We start from the raw sequence: 19,817 nt of genomic DNA, 5'->3' as shown, positions 1-19,817 counted from the left end.
TGACTTGATTTTTTCAATTTTTTTACAAACATATTTACATTAGCTTAAAATGCTTATGTATTCATTAGAATTACACGAAAATAGCTGATTTATATCTTAAATTTTTAACAAGTAAGATTATCAGTGGGACAATTTTCTACCCTAATAATGAAAAGAGTCGGTTGCCGAGTGCATTTTATTCTAAAAAAGAGTATGATAGATACATATTGAAAAAGTAGGTTATTTGATATGAAGATTATTCTTGTCGGAGGGGGGAAAGTTGGTTCTGCCCTTTGTCGTTCACTTGTCGCTGACAATCATGATGTTGTCTTAATTGAACAGAACGAAACGGTTCTTAATTATATGACAAGCCGTTTTGACATTATTGGAATTGCTGGTAATGGGGCTGACTTTGCCATGCTAGAAGCTGCCAATGTTCAAGACTGCGATATTTTCATCGCTATGACTCAGTATGATGAGGTCAATATGGTCTCTGCTGTCTTAGCTAAAAAGATGGGGGCTAAAGAAACCATCGTCCGTGTCCGCAATCCTGAGTATTCCAACCCTTACTTTAAAGAAAAAAATATTCTCGGATTTTCTCTTATTGTCAATCCAGAACTCCTTGCAGCTCGTGCTATCGCTAATATCATCGATTTCCCAAATGCTCTTTCTGTTGAGCGTTTTGCAGGTGGTTTGGTTAGTTTGATGGAATTCAAGGTTCGAATTGATAGTAATATTTGTCAGATGTCTATTGCTGATTTCCGTAAAAAGTTTGGTAATGTTATCGTTTGTGCCATTGAGCGCGATCATAAGCTCATGATTCCAAGTGGGGATATGGTCCTCCAAGATAAGGATCGGATCTTTGTTACAGGTAACCGTGTAGACATGATGCTTTTTCATAACTATGTCAAATCTCGTGTCGTTAAAAGTTTACTCATTATTGGAGCTGGAAAAATCGCTTACTACCTTGTTGGTATTTTGAAAGATAGCCGTATTGATACCAAGGTCATTGAGCTTAATCCAGATCGTGCAGCATTTTTCAGTCAAAAATATCCAAAACTCTATATTGTGCAAGGTGATGGAACCGCAAAAGATATCCTCCTAGAAGAAAGCGCCCAACACTACGATGCTGTCGCAACTCTCACTGGCGTTGACGAAGAAAACATTATTACATCTATGTTCTTAGATAGTGTTGGTGTTCAGAAAAACATCACCAAGGTCAATCGAACTAGCCTTTTAGAGATTATCCATGCACCTGAGTTTTCTAGTATTATCACACCAAAAACCATCGCTGTAGATACTATCATGCACTTTATCCACGGTCGTGCCAATGCCCAATATTCAGATCTTCAAGCGATGCACCACCTTGCAAATGGACATATTGAGACTCTTCAATTTCTCATCAAGGAAGCCAATAAAATGACTGGCAAACCCTTGTCTCAATTGAAACTCAAAAAAGATATTTTAATTGCTGCTATTATCCGCAACGGAAAAACAATCTTCCCAACAGGTGAAGATAGCCTTCAAGTCGGTGATAAGTTAGTTGTCATCACACTACTATCAAATATCACCAAGATTTATGATCTATTAGAGAGGTAAGCTATGAATAGAAGTATGGTACGATTTCTTCTTGCAAAGCTACTCTTGATCGAGGCTGGTCTACTCTTAGTTCCAGTTAGCATTGCTCTTTATTATCGAGAATCGAGTCAAGTTTTTACAGCACTTTTCTCTACCATCGGAATCCTTGTTGTGCTAGGTCTTCTCGGCATCATCAGCAAGCCTAAAAAACAGCGAATCTATGCAAAAGAAGGGGTCTTAATTGTAGCCCTCTGTTGGATCCTCTGGTCATTCTTTGGCGCCCTTCCCTTTGTCTTTTCAGGGCAAATTCCCAATATGATAGACGCCTTCTTTGAGATTAGTTCTGGCTTCACAACAACGGGAGCAACCATTTTAAATGATGTTTCTGTCTTAAGTCGTTCTCTTCTATTTTGGAGGAGTTTTACCCACCTCATCGGAGGGATGGGGGTACTGGTTTTTGCCCTAGCTATTATGGACAATGCTAAAAATAGTCACCTAGAAGTTATGAAGGCTGAGGTTCCAGGACCAGTATTTGGCAAGGTTGTATCTAAGCTAAAAAATACAGCTCAAATCCTTTATATCCTTTACCTGGCTATGTTTGCCCTCTTTGTGGTTATTTATTACCTTGCTGGGATGCCACTCTACGATAGTTTTGTTATCGCTATGGGTACTGCTGGTACTGGTGGCTTTACTGTTTATAATGACGGAATTGCCCACTATCACAGTTCTCTCATTACCTATCTGACAAGTGTCGGGGTTTTGATGTTTGGTGTCAATTTCAATCTCTACTACTACCTCATGCTCCGTCGTATCAAGGAATTCTTTTTTGATGAAGAACTCCGAGCATATCTCTTGATTGTGGCTATATCTACTGGTCTAATCACACTCAACACGCTCCACCTCTATAACGGAGTTTCTCAAAGCTTTGAGATGGCCTTCTTCCAAGTATCTAACATCATTACCACTACCGGTTTTGGATATGGAGATATCACGAACTGGCCTTTGTTCTCTCAATACATCTTGCTAATGCTGATGGCAATCGGTGGTTCTGCTGGTTCTACCGCTGGTGGTCTCAAGATCATCCGTGGAGTCATCCTGTCTAAAATTGCTAAAAATCAAGTCTTGTCTACCATATCACCTCACCGTGTGTTAACCCTTCAGGTTAATCAAACGGTTATTGATAAGGATACCCAGCACAAGATCCTGAAGTATTTTGTGGTTTATATCATGATTCTACTCAGTTTGATTTTCATCGTCAGTTTAGATACCAATAATTTAATGGTTGTCACGAGTGCTGTTTTCAGTTGTTTTAACAATATCGGTCCTATTTTAGGAACAACTGCAAGTTTCTCAATTTTTAGTCCATTTTCAAAACTTCTACTATCCTTTGCAATGATTGCAGGACGTCTTGAAATCTATCCAATCATACTGCTCTTTATGAAGCGAACTTGGTCTAAACGTTAGAACAATCAACTTTACACCCTATCTCTCCTCTTCAAGGAACCCTTGAAGGGGGATTTTTTAGTTTCAAAAGACAAGACAGCTCTAAAAATCGACAATTGGGAATTTAAGGATTTTTCTCTCCTATCTTTTAGCTATAATAAGAAAAAAATATAGGGGATACTTTATGGAAAAAGTCATAAAATCAATTCGACTACTCTTGTTCTTTGCCTTAATCCAACTGGCATTTTGTAGTTGTATCTTTTGGTCTGGAACCTCTCTGGCCCTCAAACAATCCTGTTTTTATTTTCTACTGACTTTATTGGGCTTATCTGGGTCTTGTGCCTTTATGCATTATTTATCTAGTCATAACCTGAAAAGAGATAGACTGATTGATAGGAGTCGCTTTATCTTTTTATTTTATAGTATGATGATTGTGGTCAACCTCTGCGGGGTTGGGCTGGTTCTATCAGATACTATCGTTACTGTCAACTTACTTCAAAAAGAAGCTGTAGAACTCATCCTCCCCTCCTTCTTTTTTCTCTTTGGAGTTGATCTTATTACCTTTCTCCCCTTGAAAAAATGGAGAAGGTTGCAAAAAAATTCCAGTAGTAAGGAAGTGAGATTTTCCATCATTATCATTTCCATTTTAATCTTCCTACGTAATCCAATCACCATTTTATCCATCGCTTTTTATATTGGCCTTGGCGCTTTATTTCTCAGTTTTTTATTCCCAAAAAACTTAAGAGAAGAGGTGTCATTCTACAGTCATTTGATTCGGGATATTCTATTTGTCGTTTGTACCTTCCTCTTATGGTAACAAATAGAATCCTTGCAATAATTATGTTATAATTAAAAAAAAATTTTAGGAGATACATCAATGAACTTTTTTAAAGATTTTCGTAAGCGACTCGCTTGGTTTGGGATTTTGTTAGTAGCTATCTTTCTATCTCAGACTCCTATGCTAACTCTAGCTATACTAACTAAAATTCAGTTTAATCCAATCTGGTCAACAATTCTTGTGTCCCTTATTTCGATTCTTGTACTTGCTATCTTTTTATACGGAGCCCATAAGAGCAAGTTGCTGGATTTAAAATCTAAACTTCTCACCATTAACGATCTTCCTCGCATTGTCTTAAGCTATCTAGTTATTTATGTTGGAAATCTTGTGGGTGGAATCTGGTTACAACTCGTGAAGCAAACAACAACTGCTAATCAACAAGTAATTAACAACCTTGTTTCTGAAAGCTCTCTGATTAGCAGTTTCTTCCTCATCGTTTTAATCGCACCTATTTGTGAAGAAATCATTTGTCGCGGGATTATTCCTACCAAACTCTTCCAAGGCTACGAAAAGTTTGGCTATGTCATTGGTTGGCTAATCTTCCTCCTTGCACATATGCCTTCTAATCTCCCTTCCTTCTTGATTTATGGTTGGATGTCAGCCGTCCTCACTTGGACTGCTTATCGTACCAGACGTTTGGAAATGTCTATCTCGGTCCATATGCTACTTAATAGTATCAGCTTCATCTTACTGGCACTCTTTACAATTTTTATGAAAAATTTCGGTATCTAATACCCAACTATCCATTTCCTTAGACTAGAATGTTTCGTTCCAGTCTAAGGGATTTTTTTGTTTCAAGCAGCACTTTATCTCGGAAAAATTCATTTTTTCTACCATCTTAAAAAAATTTTTAAAAAAATTTTAAAAATATTTTTATGCATAAATTTTATAGAATATAAAAATAAGTTAATTCAACATGTATATTTGTGAATATTCTTATAAAAAAAATGTAAGAAATCCTTTAAAATAGCCATTTTAAAGCCTTTTAGGCCTTATCATATCTCTTGTAATGCATATTAATTTGTGATACTATTAATTTGTAAGCGATACCAATATAATTTGGTACACACGAGAAAAAAGGAGGATTCACATGTCTTCACATCCAATTCATGTTTTCTCAGAAATTGGAAAACTGAAAAAAGTTATGTTGCACCGTCCGGGTCAAGAATTAGAAAACTTGATGCCAGATCACCTTGAGAGGTTGCTCTTTGATGACATCCCATTCTTAGCAGATGCCCAAAGTGAACACGACGCCTTTGCTCAGGCACTCCGTGACGAAGGAATCGAAGTGCTCTATCTTGAACAATTGGCTGCTGAATCATTAACTTCTCCTGAAATACGTGGCCAGTTCATCGAAGAATATCTCAACGAAGCAAATATTCGTGGTCGACAAACTAAAAATGCCATCCGAAAACTGCTTCATGATATTGACGACAACCTTGAACTGATCAAGAAAACAATGTCAGGTGTTCAAAAAGTTGAATTACCTGACATCCCTGAAGAAAGCAAAGGATTAACTGACTTGGTTGAATCTAACTATCCGTTTGCCATCGATCCAATGCCAAATCTTTACTTCACTCGCGACCCATTTGCGACTATCGGGAATGCAGTATCACTCAATCACATGTACGCCGATACACGCAATCGCGAAACACTTTATGGTAAGTACATCTTCAAGCATCACCCAATCTATGGTGGTAAGGTAGAGCTCATCTATAACCGTGAAGAAACTACTCGTATTGAAGGTGGAGATGAACTTGTTCTTTCCAAAGATGTCCTAGCAGTTGGGATATCTCAGCGTACTGATGCTGCTTCTATCGAAAAACTTTTGGTTAATATCTTCAAAAAGAATGTTGGCTTCAAGAAAGTTTTGGCTTTTGAATTTTCAAACAACCGTAAGTTCATGCACTTGGATACCGTCTTCACCATGGTAGACTATGACAAATTTACAATCCACCCTGAAATCCAAGGCAACCTTCGCGTTTATTCTGTTACTTACGAAAATGAAAAACTCAAGATTGTTGAAGAAAAAGGAGATTTAGCAGAACTCCTTGCTCAAAACCTTGGTTTAGAAAAAGTTACACTCATTCCTTGTGGTGATGGGAATATCGTTGCAGCTGCTCGTGAACAATGGAATGATGGCTCTAACACTCTCGCTATTGCACCAGGTGTCGTAGTCGTTTATGAACGCAACACTGTGACTAATAAAAAACTTGAAGAATACGGACTTCGTTTAATTAAGATTCGTGGAAGGGAATTGGTACGCGGTCGTGGTGGACCTCGTTGCATGTCAATGCCGTTTGAACGCGAAGACATTTAGATTCTTCCTATTTCTGCCTAGCATCTGCTAGCAGAATCATGCTTGTTAGAAAAGGATATATAGAATGATACATTCAGTATTTCAAGGAAGAAGTTTTCTAGCTGAAAAAGATTTTACCCGTGCAGAGCTCGAATATTTGATTGGACTTTCAGCTCACTTGAAGGATCTTAAAAAACGAAACATCGAACACCGCTATCTAGCTGGTAAAAATATTGCTCTTTTATTTGAAAAAACTTCTACACGTACACGCGCAGCCTTCACTACTGCAGCAATTGATCTTGGTGCACATCCAGAATACCTAGGGACCAACGATATTCAACTAGGTAAAAAAGAAACTACTGAAGATACCGCAAAAGTTTTGGGACGTATGTTTGATGGTATTGAATTCCGTGGTTTTAGTCAAGATATGGTTGAGGAATTAGCTAAATTCTCTGGTGTTCCTGTTTGGAATGGCTTGACGGATAAATGGCACCCAACTCAAATGCTTGCAGACTATTTGACAGTACTAGAAAATTTCGGACATCTTGAAGGTTTGACTTTGGTTTACTGTGGTGACGGCCGTAATAATGTTGCCAATAGCCTTCTAGTAACAGGAGCCATCCTTGGGGTGAACGTTCATGTCTTTTCACCAAAAGAACTTTTCCCAGATCAAGCAGTTGTTGCTCTGGCTGAGGGATATGCCAAAGAAAGTGGGGCTCACATTCTCATCACAGAAGATGCTGACGAAGCTGTAAAAGGGGCTGATGTCCTTTACACTGATGTTTGGGTATCTATGGGCGAAGAAGATAAGTTTGCAGAACGCGTCGCTTTGCTAAAACCTTATCAAGTAAATATGGAGCTTATTAAGAAAGCAGACAATGAAGACTTAATCTTCCTCCACTGCTTACCAGCCTTTCATGATACGAACACAATCTACGGCAGACAAGTAGCTGAGAAATTTGGCGTAAAAGAAATGGAAGTAACTGATGAGGTCTTCCATAGCAAATATGCTCGTCAGTTTGATCAAGCAGAAAATCGTATGCACACCATCAAAGCCGTTATGGCTGCTACACTAGGAAATCTCTACATTCCTAAAGTGTGATACCAACTATAAGAAACAGCTTAGGGGCTGAGACTAGTGTTTTAGTCCGGTCCCTTTTTGTAATAGTTACGAGCTCTGAGTTGGAGTTTGCTGATAGTCACCATTCAAGCAAAAACCTCATAACAAGTAACTGCCTTCCAGTTATTCGCATTTCGAAATTCCAACTCAACTCGTCCCTACAAAGTCTTTCTTCTCAACTTCCAAATCCAAGCTTTTAACCAAAATTGGTTTTTATCCATCCAAAAGAAAGGAGCGCTCATGTCTCATCGTAAAATTGTTGTCGCTCTTGGAGGAAATGCTATTCTCTCTACCGATCCATCTGCTCAAGCCCAAGAAGCAGCTCTGGCAGAAACAGCACGCCATCTGGTGAAACTCATCCAAAATGGTGATGAATTGATTATCACCCATGGCAATGGACCGCAAGTTGGTAACCTTCTTCTCCAACACCTAGCAGCGAATTCCGAAAAAAATCCTGCCTTTCCTCTCGATTCACTTGTTGCAATGACAGAGGGTAGCATCGGTTTTTGGCTCCAGAATGCTCTGGAAAATGCTTTACAGGATATTCATCTTGATAAAACTGTCGTTTCTGTTGTCACACAGGTTGTCGTAGACAAGGATGACCCTGCCTTTCTCAATCCAACCAAACCAATCGGTCCATTCTACTCAGAAGAAGAGGCTAAAGCGGAAAGCGAAAAAACTGGGGCTAACTTTAAAGAAGATGCAGGTCGTGGTTGGCGTAAGGTAGTGGCTTCTCCAAAACCCATTTACATCAAAGAAATCGACAGTATACGCGCACTCTTAGATAAGGGACAAATTGTCATCGCAGCAGGCGGTGGAGGTATTCCTATCGCCAAAAATGAAAACGGTTACTTTTCAGGAGTGGAAGCTGTCATCGATAAGGACTTTGCATCGCAATGCTTGGCAGAGCTAGTCGAAGCAGATCTCTTCATCATTTTAACTGGTGTCGATTATGCCTATATCAACTATAACAAACCAAATCAGGAAAAATTGGAACGGGTAACTGTAAGCCAACTCCAAGAATACATCCAAGAGGGGCAATTTGCTCCTGGTAGTATGCTGCCAAAAATCCAAGCTGCCATTGATTTTGTGACCAATCGTCCAGCAGGAAAAGCAGTTATCACTTCTCTTATCAATCTAGGAGCCTTGATTGAATCTGAAAGTGGAACAATCATTGTGAAAGAATAATAGTTTAGTCATACCTTTCAAGAAAGTTTAGTCAGCACTCTTGCCACATCATTCGTTTTTATACTGTGTGACATAGTTTAGGAGGAAAAACAAATGAGTGAAAATAAAAAAAGGTTTCAAATGCCCTCATCATACACTGTTTTGATTATCATCATTGCCATTATGGCATTTTTAACCTGGATCATTCCAGCAGGTAAGTATGATACCAATGAAGCAGGTAACCTCATCGCAGGTACCTATCAAACTGTTGACTCAAATCCTCAAGGGATTTACGATATCCTTATGGCACCAATTCGTGCCATGCTCGGTCACAAACCAACCAGCGCAGCTATCGACGTTGCCTTCTTTATCCTTATGGTCGGAGGTTTCCTTGGTGTCGTAAACGCTACTGGTACACTCGATGTAGGGATTGCCTCCATCGTTAAAAAATACAAGGGTCGCGAAAAAATGTTGATTCTCATCCTCATGCCCCTCTTCGCACTTGGAGGAACTACCTATGGTATGGGAGAAGAAACCATGGCCTTCTATCCCCTTCTTATTCCTGTAATGATGGCAGTTGGTTTTGACAGTATCACTGCCGTAGCCATCATCTTACTAGGTTCTCAAGTTGGTTGTTTGGCATCTACATTGAATCCATTTGCTACTGTTATCGCCTCTGATACTGCGGGAATTTCTTCTATGGATGGGGTTATTCTCCGTGTTATCTTCTGGTTCGTAATGACAGGTATCAGCACTTACTTTGTCTATCGTTATGCAGAAAAGATTCAAAAAGATCCTACTAAATCACTCGTTTACGCTCAACGCGAAGAAGATATCAAACACTTTAATGTTTCAGATAACGATGATGCACCATCTACCTTGAGCAAGAAACAAAAACATGTCCTCGCTTTATTTGTATTAACCTTTATCATTATGATTGCAAGTTTCATCCCTTGGGTTGATTTGCATGTTACTGTATTTGAAGACTTCAAGAATTGGTTAATCGGCCTTCCTGTAATTGGAGGAGTTATCGGTTCAGATGCTCTACCATTTGGTAGCTGGTACTTCCCAGAAGGCGCTATGCTCTTTGCCGTTATGGGGATTTTGATCGGTGTTGTCTATGGTCTCAAAGAAAGCAAGATTGTCTCAACCTTCCTAACTGGTGCTGCAGATTTGCTTTCAGTAGCCTTGATTTGTGCGGTTGCTCGTGGTATCCAAGTTATCATGAACGATGGTATGATTACTGCAACCATCCTACACTGGGGTGAAGTTGGCCTTCAAGGTCTTTCTCCTCAAATCTTCATCGTATTGACCTATATCTTCTACCTACCTATGTCCTTCCTCATTCCTTCTTCATCTGGTCTTGCTAGTGCAACTATGGGTATCATGGCTCCTCTTGGAGAGTTCGTCAATGTTAAAGCAAGCCTTATCGTCACTGCCTACCAATCTGCATCTGGTGTCCTTAACCTTGTAACTCCTACTTCAGGTATTGTTATGGGTGCTCTTGCTCTTGGTCGTGTCAGCCTTGGAACTTGGTGGAAATTTGTTGGAAAACTCGTCATCGTCATTGTCGTTGCAAGTATTCTACTTCTTATCTTAGGTACCTTAGTGCCATTCTTATAGAAACAAAGGGAGATACGGATGAAATCCTATATTACAGAATCAATCAAAGAGGATTTTCTTCAAAGTTTGAAAACCATCATCTCCTATCCATCTGTTCTCAAGGAAGGTGAAAATGGTACTCCTTTTGGTCAAGCCATCCAAGATGTCCTGAAAAAAATGCTGGACTTGTGTCAAGATCTTGGTTTTAAAACCTATCTGGATCCTCAAGGATATTATGGGTATGCAGAAGTTGGTGAAGGTGATCTCCTTACCATCCTCTGCCACCTAGATGTAGTTCCTGCAGGCGATTTGAAAGACTGGGAAACTCCTCCATTTGAAGCAAGTATCAGAGATGGGCGAATTTATGGTCGGGGTGCGCAGGACGATAAAGGACCTTCTCTTGCAGCCCTTTACGCAGTTAAGAGCTTGCTTGACCAAGGAATTCCATTCAAAAAAAGGGTTCGTTTCATATTTGGTACTGATGAGGAAACCCTTTGGCGTTGTATGGCAAGATATAATACCATTGAGGAACAGGCCGGCATGGGATTTGCTCCTGACTCCTCATTCCCATTAACCTATGCAGAAAAAGGACTTCTTCAGGTCAAACTTCATGGACCTGGATCAGAACAACTCGTCTTAGAGGTAGGTGGAGCCTTTAATGTCGTTCCTGATAAGGCAACTTATCAAGGACCACTTATGGAACAGATCCAGGCAGGCCTAATAGTTGCTGGCTACGATTACCAACAAAATGACCAGAGCCTTACTGTTCTAGGTGTGTCTAAGCACGCCAAGGATGCTAGTCAAGGGATTAATGCAGTCATTCGACTAGCCACTGTCCTTGATTCCATTCAATCCCATCCTGCACTGACATTTCTTGCCAAAGAAGTTGGTCAAGATGGTCAAGGAAAAGGAATCTTTGGTGATATCAGCGACCAGCCTTCTGGACATTTATCCTTTAATGTGGCCGCCTTAACCATTACTCCCGAAAGTTCTGAGATTCGAATTGATATCCGAATCCCAGTCCTTGCAGACAAGGATGCCCTTGTTCATCAGCTGATAGAGTGTGCAAAAACTTACCAACTTAGCTACCAAGAATTTGACTACCTAGCACCACTTTATGTGGCAAGAGATAGCCTGCTCGTCACTACTCTCATGCAGGTTTATAAAGAAAAAACTGGCGATAACAGCCCCGCTCTATCATCTGGCGGTGCAACCTTTGCACGTACCATGCCAAACTGTGTCGCTTTTGGCGCCCTCTTCCCAGGAAGAGAGCAAACAGAACACCAAGCAAATGAATATGCTATCTTAGATGATCTCTATCATGCTATGGATATCTATGCTGAAGCTGTTTACCGATTAGCGACCTAAAAGACCTCCTAAACTCCGTCCCACATTGGGGCGGAGTTTTAGGAAAATTTTGAATAGCAAGCTACAAGAAAAGCCAAGAAAAATATCTTCTTGGCTTTTTTACAATAAATTTAAGGTAAGTGACCATCTAAGGTACTCATTTTCCGCTACAACACGCAATTAGTATGGCAATAGCAGGCAGCTAGACTACTTTCTAACTGTTACCAATTGTTAGATTACGACACAGAGCATTACGACACGGAGTTTGTAAATCGATTTTATTTGCCAAACGCAGTTAGTAAGGCAGTTAGCTAGACCGCAAAATAGCGACTAGCGTCCAACAATTAGGAACTTTAGTTCCAATTGTTGGTACTGAGTTACATCTTCTCTTCTAACTCTACATCCGGATACTTGTCCGCAAACCAGCGGAGGGCAAAGTCGTTTTCAAAGAGGAAGACAGGTTGGTCAAAGCGGTCTTTAGCCAAGATGTTTCGACTTGAAGACATACGCTCATCCAAATCCTCTGGTTTAATCCAGCGAACGGTCTTTTTACCCATTGGGCTCATAACGACTTCTGCATTGTACTCATTTTCCATACGGTGTTTGAAGACTTCAAACTGCAATTGACCAACGGCACCCAACATATATTCACCTGTTTGGTAGCTGGTATAAAGCTGAATAGCTCCTTCTTGAACCAATTGCTCAATTCCCTTGTGGAAGGATTTTTGCTTCATAACGTTCTTAGCAGAAACTTTCATGAAGATTTCAGGGGTAAAGGTTGGCAGTGGTTCAAATTCAAATTTGTTTTTCCCAACTGTCAAAGTATCTCCCACCTGATAAGTACCAGTATCGTAAACTCCGATAATATCCCCTGCTACGGCATTAGTGACATTCTCACGACTCTCCGCCATAAACTGAGTAACATTTGATAGTTTAGCACTCTTACCAGTACGAGGAAGATTAACACTCATACCACGCTCAAATTCACCAGAGACAATACGGACAAAGGCAATACGGTCACGGTGACGAGGGTCCATGTTGGCTTGGATTTTAAAGACAAATCCTGAGAAATCCTTGTCGTAAGGATCCACAATTTCGCCATCTGTTTTCTTGTGACCGTGTGGTTCTGGAGCAAACTTGAGGAAGGTTTCAAGGAAGGTCTGTACTCCAAAGTTAGTAAGAGCTGAACCGAAGAATACTGGAGTTAATTCACCCGCAAGGATGGCTTCTTCTGAGAATTCATTTCCAGCTTCTTGCAAGAGTTCGATATCATCCTTGACTTGCTCGTAGAATGGGTTGCTAGCAAATAGCTTGTCCCCATCTTCCAGACTAGCAAAGCGTTCATCCCCTTTGTAAAGTTCCAAGCGTTTATTGTAAAGGTCATAGAGTCCCTCAAAAGCTTTCCCCATCCCAATCGGCCAGTTCATCGGATAGCTAGCAATGCCCAAGACTTCTTCCAATTCTTGCAAGAGGTCTAGTGGCTCTCGGCCATCACGGTCAAGCTTGTTCATAAAAGTGAAGACTGGAATACCACGATGTTTGACAACCTCAAACAATTTCTTGGTCTGGGCCTCGATACCCTTGGCAGAGTCCACAACCATGACAGCCGCATCCACCGCCATCAAGGTACGGTAAGTATCTTCTGAGAAGTCCTCGTGCCCTGGTGTATCTAGGATATTGACACGTTTGCCATCGTAGTCAAACTGCATGACAGATGAGGTTACCGAAATCCCACGTTGTTTCTCGATATCCATCCAGTCAGACTTAGCAAAGTTTCCTGTCTTCTTCCCTTTTACAGTACCTGCCTCACGAATCTCTCCCCCAAAGTAAAGCAATTGCTCAGTGATAGTCGTTTTACCAGCGTCCGGGTGGGAGATGATGGCAAAGGTACGACGTTTTTTGATTTCTTCTTGAATACTCATAACTTCTCTTTCTTTTTACTTTTTTTGAATTATTTGAATTTCTAATCGCTCTTTGTTACATTGGACCCTAAAATTCCTTTCAACACTCCATTATATCGGATTTTAGAGAGTTTTTCAATCGCCTACACAAGAAAAAGCAGGTCTCTATAATAGACTTGCTTTTAAATAATGGATGTTGTAATTTATATTTTGTGATTGGTCGACTCAAATTCTATATCTTCTTTTAGCTTACAATCTAAATCATGAAAGAGTTGATTCTAGTGCCATTTTCTTTTGCCAGCGTTTCTTAAACAAGATATCAAAGAGCACCAAGGCTGAAGATAGAATGATTGAAACCAACAGATATTTTATCCAAATAGGAGCATCTGGGATAAAAGGCGTGGTATTCAAAAGCCCATAGTTTCCACCTGTCACTTGATTGACTCCAACTAGAAAAAGATTAAGAACAAAAGTGTAGACGATGATTCGATACTTTTTAAGCAGGGTCTTATCGTAGTGGTTCATGAGATAGACAAGTGAATTTACCAGGAGAGCATAATGTCCAATCAAGAATGAAAAACTGGTAATATGCGGAAAGTCATAGGGATCAAAAACCGGATAACCCAAGGCAAATACTGCTCCACTAGCTCCCATAAGGGCAAAATACTGCTTGGTTTTCCATCTGTCTGGTAGGAAGATAACTGCGAACATGGCTAAACGACAATGGTAAAGAGGCAGACTATTTGAAAATGGAATGCCAAAACCAATATACCAAGTGTAAAGAGCTAGCAGTTGCGCTATTTGAATCCACTTAAATAATCGAACAAATTTGGGATTTTTGTAGTAAGTAAGAGAAGCATAAATAGACAAGGCAAGAAGGCCTATCATGACACCGTACCAAAAAATCGGAATAGGCGGTGGTGTGGTTTGGGTTCTTGTAATAAAATGATGCATAAAATCTCCTTAGAATAATTAATTCATTTGTTCGCTAACTATTCTTATGTTTATATTTGACGAGTTGATTGATAAGGACGAGAATACCTGTCATCAAACTGGTTACTATCAAATAGTTAAGCAAACTACCATGATCCCCAATCACAGGAGGCTTGCTCATGAAGCCATAATTCCCTCCTGTTGCAAGATTAGCTAGAAAGATAATAGCATTGACGCCAAAGGTCATCTGGCAAATCTTCCAAATATCCCTATTTTCAACTTGATAGTATCTGACAAGATAAATCAAGCAATTTGCTAAGAGGGCCCAGTGGCCGAAAACATTGTTAACCGAGGAAACATGAGGAAAAGGAAAAGGATAGAAGACTGGATAAACTAAAGCCATAATAGAACCAAATACTCCAACCAGGGCGAAATATTGTTTGAAAAAGGTCTTGTTAGGAGCAAAAAGAATCATCCACATAGCCATGCGACTATGGTAAAAAGGGAGAGCCTCAGACAAGGGCAGGCGTGCCGAAATATACCAAGCGTTGATGATGAGCAACTGAATCAATTGTCCCCAATACCAAAAGTTTCTGTAACCTTTAGATGATGCGAAACGAATCGATAAAACAGCTATGATTACCAAAGAAGTAGGTAATAAGAAGTACCACGTCCCCAAATGAGGAGGGACTGTTTTTTTACTGGTAAAAAGCAAATCCCAAATTTTCATATGTCCTCCTTAACTTGTTCGAATCGGTCAATGTCTCCATCTTGTTTGCCGGCTAAAAACCAATGCTGTTCTTGCTTCTATTTTCAACCATTATATCGAATTAAAAACCATTTTTCAATTTCTATTTCTTTTCAACTTAGCTCACCTTATTTATAGGAAAATATGGTAAAATAGAACAGATAAATAATCATCATTTCACGAAAGGATACCAGATGAAAATTACGCAAGAAGAGGTAACTCACGTTGCCAATCTTTCAAAATTAAAATTCTCAGAAGAAGAAACTGCTGAGTTTGCGACAACCTTGTCTAAGATTGTTGATATGGTCGAATTGCTCGGCGAAGTCGACACTACTGGTGTTGAACCAACGACTACCATGGCAGATCGCAAGACCGTTCTTCGCCCAGACGTAGCCGAAGAAGGAACTGACCGTGATCGCTTATTTAAAAATGTACCTGAAAAAGATAACTACTATATCAAGGTACCAGCTATCCTGGATGATGGAGGAGATGCCTAATGACTTTTAACAATAAAACGATTGAAGAGTTGCACAACCTCCTTGTATCTAAGGAAATTTCTGCAACCGAACTAACGCAAGCAACGATTGAAGATATCAAGGCGCGTGAAGAGGCTATCAATGCCTTTGTCACTATCGCTGAAGATCAAGCTCTTGCTCAAGCTAAAGCTATTGACGAAACTGGAATTGACGCTGATAATGTCCTTTCAGGAATTCCGCTAGCTGTTAAGGATAATATCTCTACAGACGGTATCCTAACAACTGCAGCCTCAAAAATGCTTTATAACTACGAGCCAATCTTTGATGCGACAGCTGTTGCCAATGCAAAATCTAAGGGCATGATTGTTGTCGGAAAAACTAACATGGACGAGTTTGCCATGGGTGGATCAGGTGAGACTTCTTACTACGGTGCTACTAAAAATGCTTGGGACCACAGCAAGGTTCCTGGTGGATCATCAAGTGGTTCAGCTGCATCTGTAGCTTCTGGACAAGTCCGTTTATCACTTGGTTCTGATACTGGTGGTTCTATCCGCCAACCTGCTGCCTTTAACGGGATTGTTGGTCTCAAACCAACTTACGGAACAGTTTCACGTTTCGGTCTCATTGCCTTTGGTAGCTCATTAGACCAAATTGGTCCTTTTGCACCAACTGTTAAGGAAAATGCGCTCTTGCTCAATGCTATTGCTAGCGAAGATGCAAAAGACTCTACTTCTGCTCCAGTCCGCATTGCTGACTTTACTTCAAAAATCGGTCAAGACATTAAGGGCATGAAAATTGCTTTGCCTAAGGAATACCTTGGCGAAGGGATTGACCCAGAAGTTAAGGAAACCATTCTGAACGCTGCTAAACACTTTGAAAAACTTGGTGCTATCGTTGAAGAAGTGAGCCTTCCTCACTCTAAATACGGTGTAGCAGTCTACTACATCATCGCTTCATCAGAAGCTTCATCAAACTTACAACGTTTTGACGGTATCCGCTATGGTTTCCGTGCTGAAGACGCTAAAAACTTGGACGAGATTTACGTTAATACTCGCAGCCAAGGATTTGGTGATGAAGTGAAACGTCGTATCATGCTTGGAACTTTCAGCCTTTCATCAGGTTATTACGATGCCTACTACAAGAAGGCTGGTCAAGTTCGTACCCTCATCATCCAAGATTTTGAAAAAGTCTTTGCAGATTACGATCTCATCCTTGGTCCAACAGCTCCAAGCGTGGCCTTTGATTTGGATTCACTCAACCACGATCCAGTTGCCATGTACTTGGCTGACCTCTTGACCATCCCAGTCAACTTGGCTGGACTTCCAGGAATTTCAATTCCTGCAGGATTTGCCCAAGGTCTACCTGTCGGGCTCCAATTGATTGGTCCTAAATACTCAGAAGAGACTATCTACCAAGCTGCTGCTGCTTTTGAAGCAACAACAGACTACCACAAACAACAACCCGTGATTTTTGGAGGTGATAACTAATGAACTTTGAAACAGTCATTGGACTTGAAGTCCACGTAGAGCTCAACACCAATTCAAAAATCTTCTCACCTACTTCTGCCCACTTCGGAAATGACCAAAATGCCAACACAAATGTGATTGACTGGTCTTTCCCTGGCGTACTGCCAGTTCTCAATAAGGGTGTTGTCGATGCTGGTATCAAGGCAGCTCTTGCCCTCAACATGGACATCCATAAGAAGATGCACTTTGATCGCAAAAACTACTTCTATCCTGATAATCCTAAAGCCTATCAAATTTCTCAATTTGATGAGCCAATCGGTTATAACGGCTGGATTGAAGTGGAACTAGAAGACGGAACAACTAAGAAAATCGGTATCGAGCGTGCTCACCTAGAGGAGGACGCTGGTAAGAACACTCACGGTACAGATGGTTTCTCTTATGTCGACCTTAATCGTCAAGGGGTGCCATTGATTGAGATTGTATCTGAAGCCGACATGCGCTCACCAGAAGAAGCCTACGCTTATCTAACAGCCCTCAAGGAAGTTATCCAATACGCTGGTATCTCTGACGTTAAGATGGAAGAAGGTTCTATGCGTGTAGATGCCAACATCTCTCTTCGTCCTTATGGTCAAGAGAAATTCGGTACCAAAACTGAGCTAAAAAACCTCAACTCCTTCTCAAACGTTCGTAAAGGTCTTGAATACGAAGTGCAACGTCAGGCTGAAATCCTTCGTTCAGGTGGTCAAATCCGCCAAGAAACACGTCGCTATGACGAAGCTAACAAGGCAACTATCCTCATGCGTGTCAAGGAAGGTGCTGCAGACTACCGCTACTTCCCAGAACCAGACCTACCACTCTTTGAAATCTCAGATGAATGGATCGAAGAAATGCGTACTGAATTGCCAGAGTTTCCAAAAGAACGCCGTGCTCGCTACGTATCTCAACTTGGTCTATCAGACTACGATGCTATCCAGTTGACTACCAATAAAGTCACTTCTGATTTCTTTGAAAAAGCTGTCGCCCTCGGTGGCGATGCCAAACAAGTCTCTAACTGGCTTCAAGGGGAAGTCGCTCAGTTCTTGAACGCCGAAGGTAAGACACTGGAACAAATCGAATTGACACCAGAAAACTTGGTTGAAATGATTGCCATCATCGAAGACGGCACGATCTCTTCTAAGATTGCTAAAAAAGTCTTTGTCCATCTAGCTAAAAATGGCGGCGGAGCGCGTGAATACGTTGAAAAAGCTGGTTTGGTGCAAATCTCAGATCCTGATGTTTTGATTCCAATTATTCATCAAGTCTTTGCGGATAACGAAGCTGCTGTTGCCGACTTCAAGTCAGGCAAACGTAACGCAGACAAGGCCTTCACAGGATTCCTTATGAAAGCAACCAAAGGCCAAGCCAACCCACAAGTAGCCCTTAAACTACTTGCCCAAGAATTGGCTAAGTTGAAAGAGAACGAGTAAATATACTTTTGTTAATAGCCTTTTCTACTAAAAAATAGAATAAGGAGAATAAATGAACAAATTTTTACGAGTACTATTTATTTTAGTTATTGTCGCCATGTTGGGTGCTTCTATTCTACAAATCTTTCTTCCATCATATATGGGAGAGCATTCTGGTTACGGTATTTCTGCAGGATGGCAAAGAGAAATTGGAATTTGGAATCTAGCTGTCTTAATTATTATTCTTGCCGTTAATATTAAGTACGATTGGTTTTACCTGCGAATTGCCCTTCTTGCCCTCATTATTGGTGGTATAGGAATAGGAACAAATCATTTGTTAAATTTTATTGAATATCATTCTCCTGTTAATGCAATTGGTGCTATCGAGAATTATATACTCGTATTTGGTTGGATTATAGGGTGGTTTATTGAAAATAAAACTATAAAACTCCAAAACTCTTTATAGACATAAAATTTAGCAAAAACTATTTTTATACTCACATAGTTAGGAGACATATGAAAAAGTTATATACTCTTCTCGCCACTTGTTTATTGTTGTTATTCTTCACACCATTTAACTCAATTGATGCTGGCGTTGGCCATTCGCGAAGTGGTAGCTCTAGCCGAAGCAGTTCAAGAAGTAGCAGCCGCAGTAGCTCAAGTCGCAGCTCCTCTTATAAAAGTAGCTATCGCTCTGGAAGTAGCTCCTCTAGTTCAGGTGGTTCTTTAGGTACTGGTATGAACATGCTTATCATGTTTGGTGTTGGAGGTTTCTTACTCTACATGTTCATCAAATATCTAAACGACCTGAATTCATCTTCTGGCAAGTCTTACGGTAGTTCAACTGGATATAATCCACCTAGCCATCGTCGAGTAGAACACAACACACTAGCTGTTAGTCGTATCAAATATGGCGATCCAAACTTTGATGCTGATGCCTTCGCTTCATGGGTTAAAGAAGTCTATATTCAGTTGCAGGCAGCCTGGACTAAAAAGGATTGGAATTTGGTTCGCTCTCTCGAAAGTACTAGTCTCTATTCCCAACATAGTACACAACTCGAAGATCATATTCGGGCAAAAACAACCAATGTTTTAGAAAAAGTCTATGTTGAAAATATCCGCATCAAAGATTTCTATGAAAATCCTGATGGAAATGATACTTTAGTGGTTATCCTTTCATCTACACTCAGAGACTATGTTATCGATGATAAGACTCGTAAGGTTATCGAAGGAGACCCTCAACAAGATCTATTTACAGTTTATCAAATGAACTTCATCCGCAAACATGGTAGCCAAACCGAAAACACTGTTCAAGATGAAGCTGTTAGCGACCACTGTCCAAACTGTGGTGCTCCACTTAAAATCTCAGCTATTAGCCAATGTGAATACTGCGGAGCTGAGCTCACACGTAGTCCAAATCAATGGGTACTCGATACCTACGATGTTGTGGATGAAGACGAACTTTATAATTAGGA

Annotated in this window: 17 protein-coding genes; 14 read left to right on the top strand and 3 right to left on the bottom strand. The window is 40.4% G+C overall.

Going from position 1 to position 19,817, the window contains the following annotated elements:
• The first annotated feature begins 228 nt into the window (after positions 1-228).
• The 9 genes from trkA to AAFQ93_RS04130 all read left to right on the top strand — a co-directional run bounded on the left by trkA (position 229) and on the right by AAFQ93_RS04130 (position 11,394).
• Positions 229-1,578 (top strand): Trk system potassium transporter TrkA, encoded by a 1,350-nt coding sequence (gene trkA / locus AAFQ93_RS04170; protein ID WP_000691699.1) that lies wholly within the window; start codon positions 229-231, stop codon positions 1,576-1,578.
• A gap of 3 nt (positions 1,579-1,581) precedes the next feature.
• Positions 1,582-3,021, top strand: coding sequence for a TrkH family potassium uptake protein (locus AAFQ93_RS04165; RefSeq protein WP_375555689.1), 1,440 nt, complete (start codon positions 1,582-1,584; stop codon positions 3,019-3,021).
• A gap of 163 nt (positions 3,022-3,184) precedes the next feature.
• On the top strand, positions 3,185-3,817 hold the full coding sequence (locus AAFQ93_RS04160) for a hypothetical protein (protein ID WP_083279609.1): 633 nt from the start codon (positions 3,185-3,187) through the stop codon (positions 3,815-3,817).
• A 60-nt stretch (positions 3,818-3,877) separates the two neighbouring features.
• Complete coding sequence (locus AAFQ93_RS04155) at positions 3,878-4,570, top strand: lysostaphin resistance A-like protein (protein ID WP_375555688.1); 693 nt, start codon at positions 3,878-3,880, stop codon at positions 4,568-4,570.
• Positions 4,571-4,928: 358 nt separating this feature from the next.
• Positions 4,929-6,158 (top strand): arginine deiminase, encoded by a 1,230-nt coding sequence (arcA, locus tag AAFQ93_RS04150; protein ID WP_223140618.1) that lies wholly within the window; start codon positions 4,929-4,931, stop codon positions 6,156-6,158.
• Between the two features lie 67 nt (positions 6,159-6,225).
• A complete protein-coding gene (argF, locus tag AAFQ93_RS04145; RefSeq protein ID WP_223141150.1) occupies positions 6,226-7,239 on the top strand; it encodes an ornithine carbamoyltransferase in 1,014 nt (337 codons plus the stop codon).
• A 258-nt stretch (positions 7,240-7,497) separates the two neighbouring features.
• Entirely contained in the window at positions 7,498-8,445 is a 948-nt protein-coding gene (gene arcC, locus AAFQ93_RS04140; RefSeq protein ID WP_045763700.1) for a carbamate kinase, read from the top strand.
• Positions 8,446-8,538: 93 nt separating this feature from the next.
• Positions 8,539-10,047: a YfcC family protein gene (locus AAFQ93_RS04135; protein WP_045763699.1), complete on the top strand. Its 1,509-nt coding sequence runs from the start codon at positions 8,539-8,541 to the stop codon at positions 10,045-10,047.
• Positions 10,048-10,065: 18 nt separating this feature from the next.
• A complete protein-coding gene (locus AAFQ93_RS04130) occupies positions 10,066-11,394 on the top strand; it encodes a dipeptidase (protein WP_375555687.1) in 1,329 nt (442 codons plus the stop codon).
• Between the two features lie 356 nt (positions 11,395-11,750).
• Here the strand turns inward: AAFQ93_RS04130 and AAFQ93_RS04125 are convergent, their stop codons facing one another.
• From AAFQ93_RS04125 to AAFQ93_RS04115, 3 genes are all read right to left on the bottom strand, one after another.
• Positions 11,751-13,295: a peptide chain release factor 3 gene (locus tag AAFQ93_RS04125; RefSeq protein ID WP_045763697.1), complete on the bottom strand. Its 1,545-nt coding sequence runs from the start codon at positions 13,293-13,295 to the stop codon at positions 11,751-11,753.
• A gap of 240 nt (positions 13,296-13,535) precedes the next feature.
• Positions 13,536-14,228, bottom strand: a complete 693-nt coding sequence (locus tag AAFQ93_RS04120; RefSeq protein ID WP_375555686.1) for a TIGR02206 family membrane protein — start codon at positions 14,226-14,228, stop codon at positions 13,536-13,538.
• A 34-nt stretch (positions 14,229-14,262) separates the two neighbouring features.
• A complete protein-coding gene (locus AAFQ93_RS04115; protein ID WP_375555685.1) occupies positions 14,263-14,937 on the bottom strand; it encodes a TIGR02206 family membrane protein in 675 nt (224 codons plus the stop codon).
• A 212-nt stretch (positions 14,938-15,149) separates the two neighbouring features.
• On the opposite strand from AAFQ93_RS04115, the gene gatC reads away from it, so the two are divergent.
• Genes gatC through AAFQ93_RS04090 form a run of 5 tightly spaced genes read left to right on the top strand, consistent with a single transcriptional unit; the run spans position 15,150 to position 19,815 of the window.
• Positions 15,150-15,452, top strand: coding sequence for an Asp-tRNA(Asn)/Glu-tRNA(Gln) amidotransferase subunit GatC (gene gatC / locus AAFQ93_RS04110; protein WP_004251926.1), 303 nt, complete (start codon positions 15,150-15,152; stop codon positions 15,450-15,452).
• Positions 15,452-16,918, top strand: coding sequence for an Asp-tRNA(Asn)/Glu-tRNA(Gln) amidotransferase subunit GatA (gene gatA, locus AAFQ93_RS04105; protein ID WP_061862717.1), 1,467 nt, complete (start codon positions 15,452-15,454; stop codon positions 16,916-16,918). The genes gatC and gatA overlap by 1 nt, the downstream gene beginning before the upstream one ends.
• Positions 16,918-18,363 (top strand): Asp-tRNA(Asn)/Glu-tRNA(Gln) amidotransferase subunit GatB, encoded by a 1,446-nt coding sequence (gene gatB / locus AAFQ93_RS04100; RefSeq protein ID WP_375555684.1) that lies wholly within the window; start codon positions 16,918-16,920, stop codon positions 18,361-18,363. The genes gatA and gatB overlap by 1 nt, the downstream gene beginning before the upstream one ends.
• A 52-nt stretch (positions 18,364-18,415) precedes the next feature.
• A complete protein-coding gene (locus tag AAFQ93_RS04095; protein WP_045763692.1) occupies positions 18,416-18,808 on the top strand; it encodes a hypothetical protein in 393 nt (130 codons plus the stop codon).
• A gap of 50 nt (positions 18,809-18,858) precedes the next feature.
• On the top strand, positions 18,859-19,815 hold the full coding sequence (locus tag AAFQ93_RS04090; RefSeq protein WP_375555683.1) for a zinc-ribbon domain-containing transport protein: 957 nt from the start codon (positions 18,859-18,861) through the stop codon (positions 19,813-19,815).
• Positions 19,816-19,817 lie beyond the last annotated feature (2 nt).

This window comes from Streptococcus nidrosiense (assembly GCF_042140045.1).
GTDB classification, from domain to species: Bacteria; Bacillota; Bacilli; order Lactobacillales; family Streptococcaceae; genus Streptococcus; species Streptococcus nidrosiense.
The sequence above is the reverse complement of the archived record's forward strand: the minus strand, read 5'-3'. Positions and strand labels throughout refer to the sequence as shown.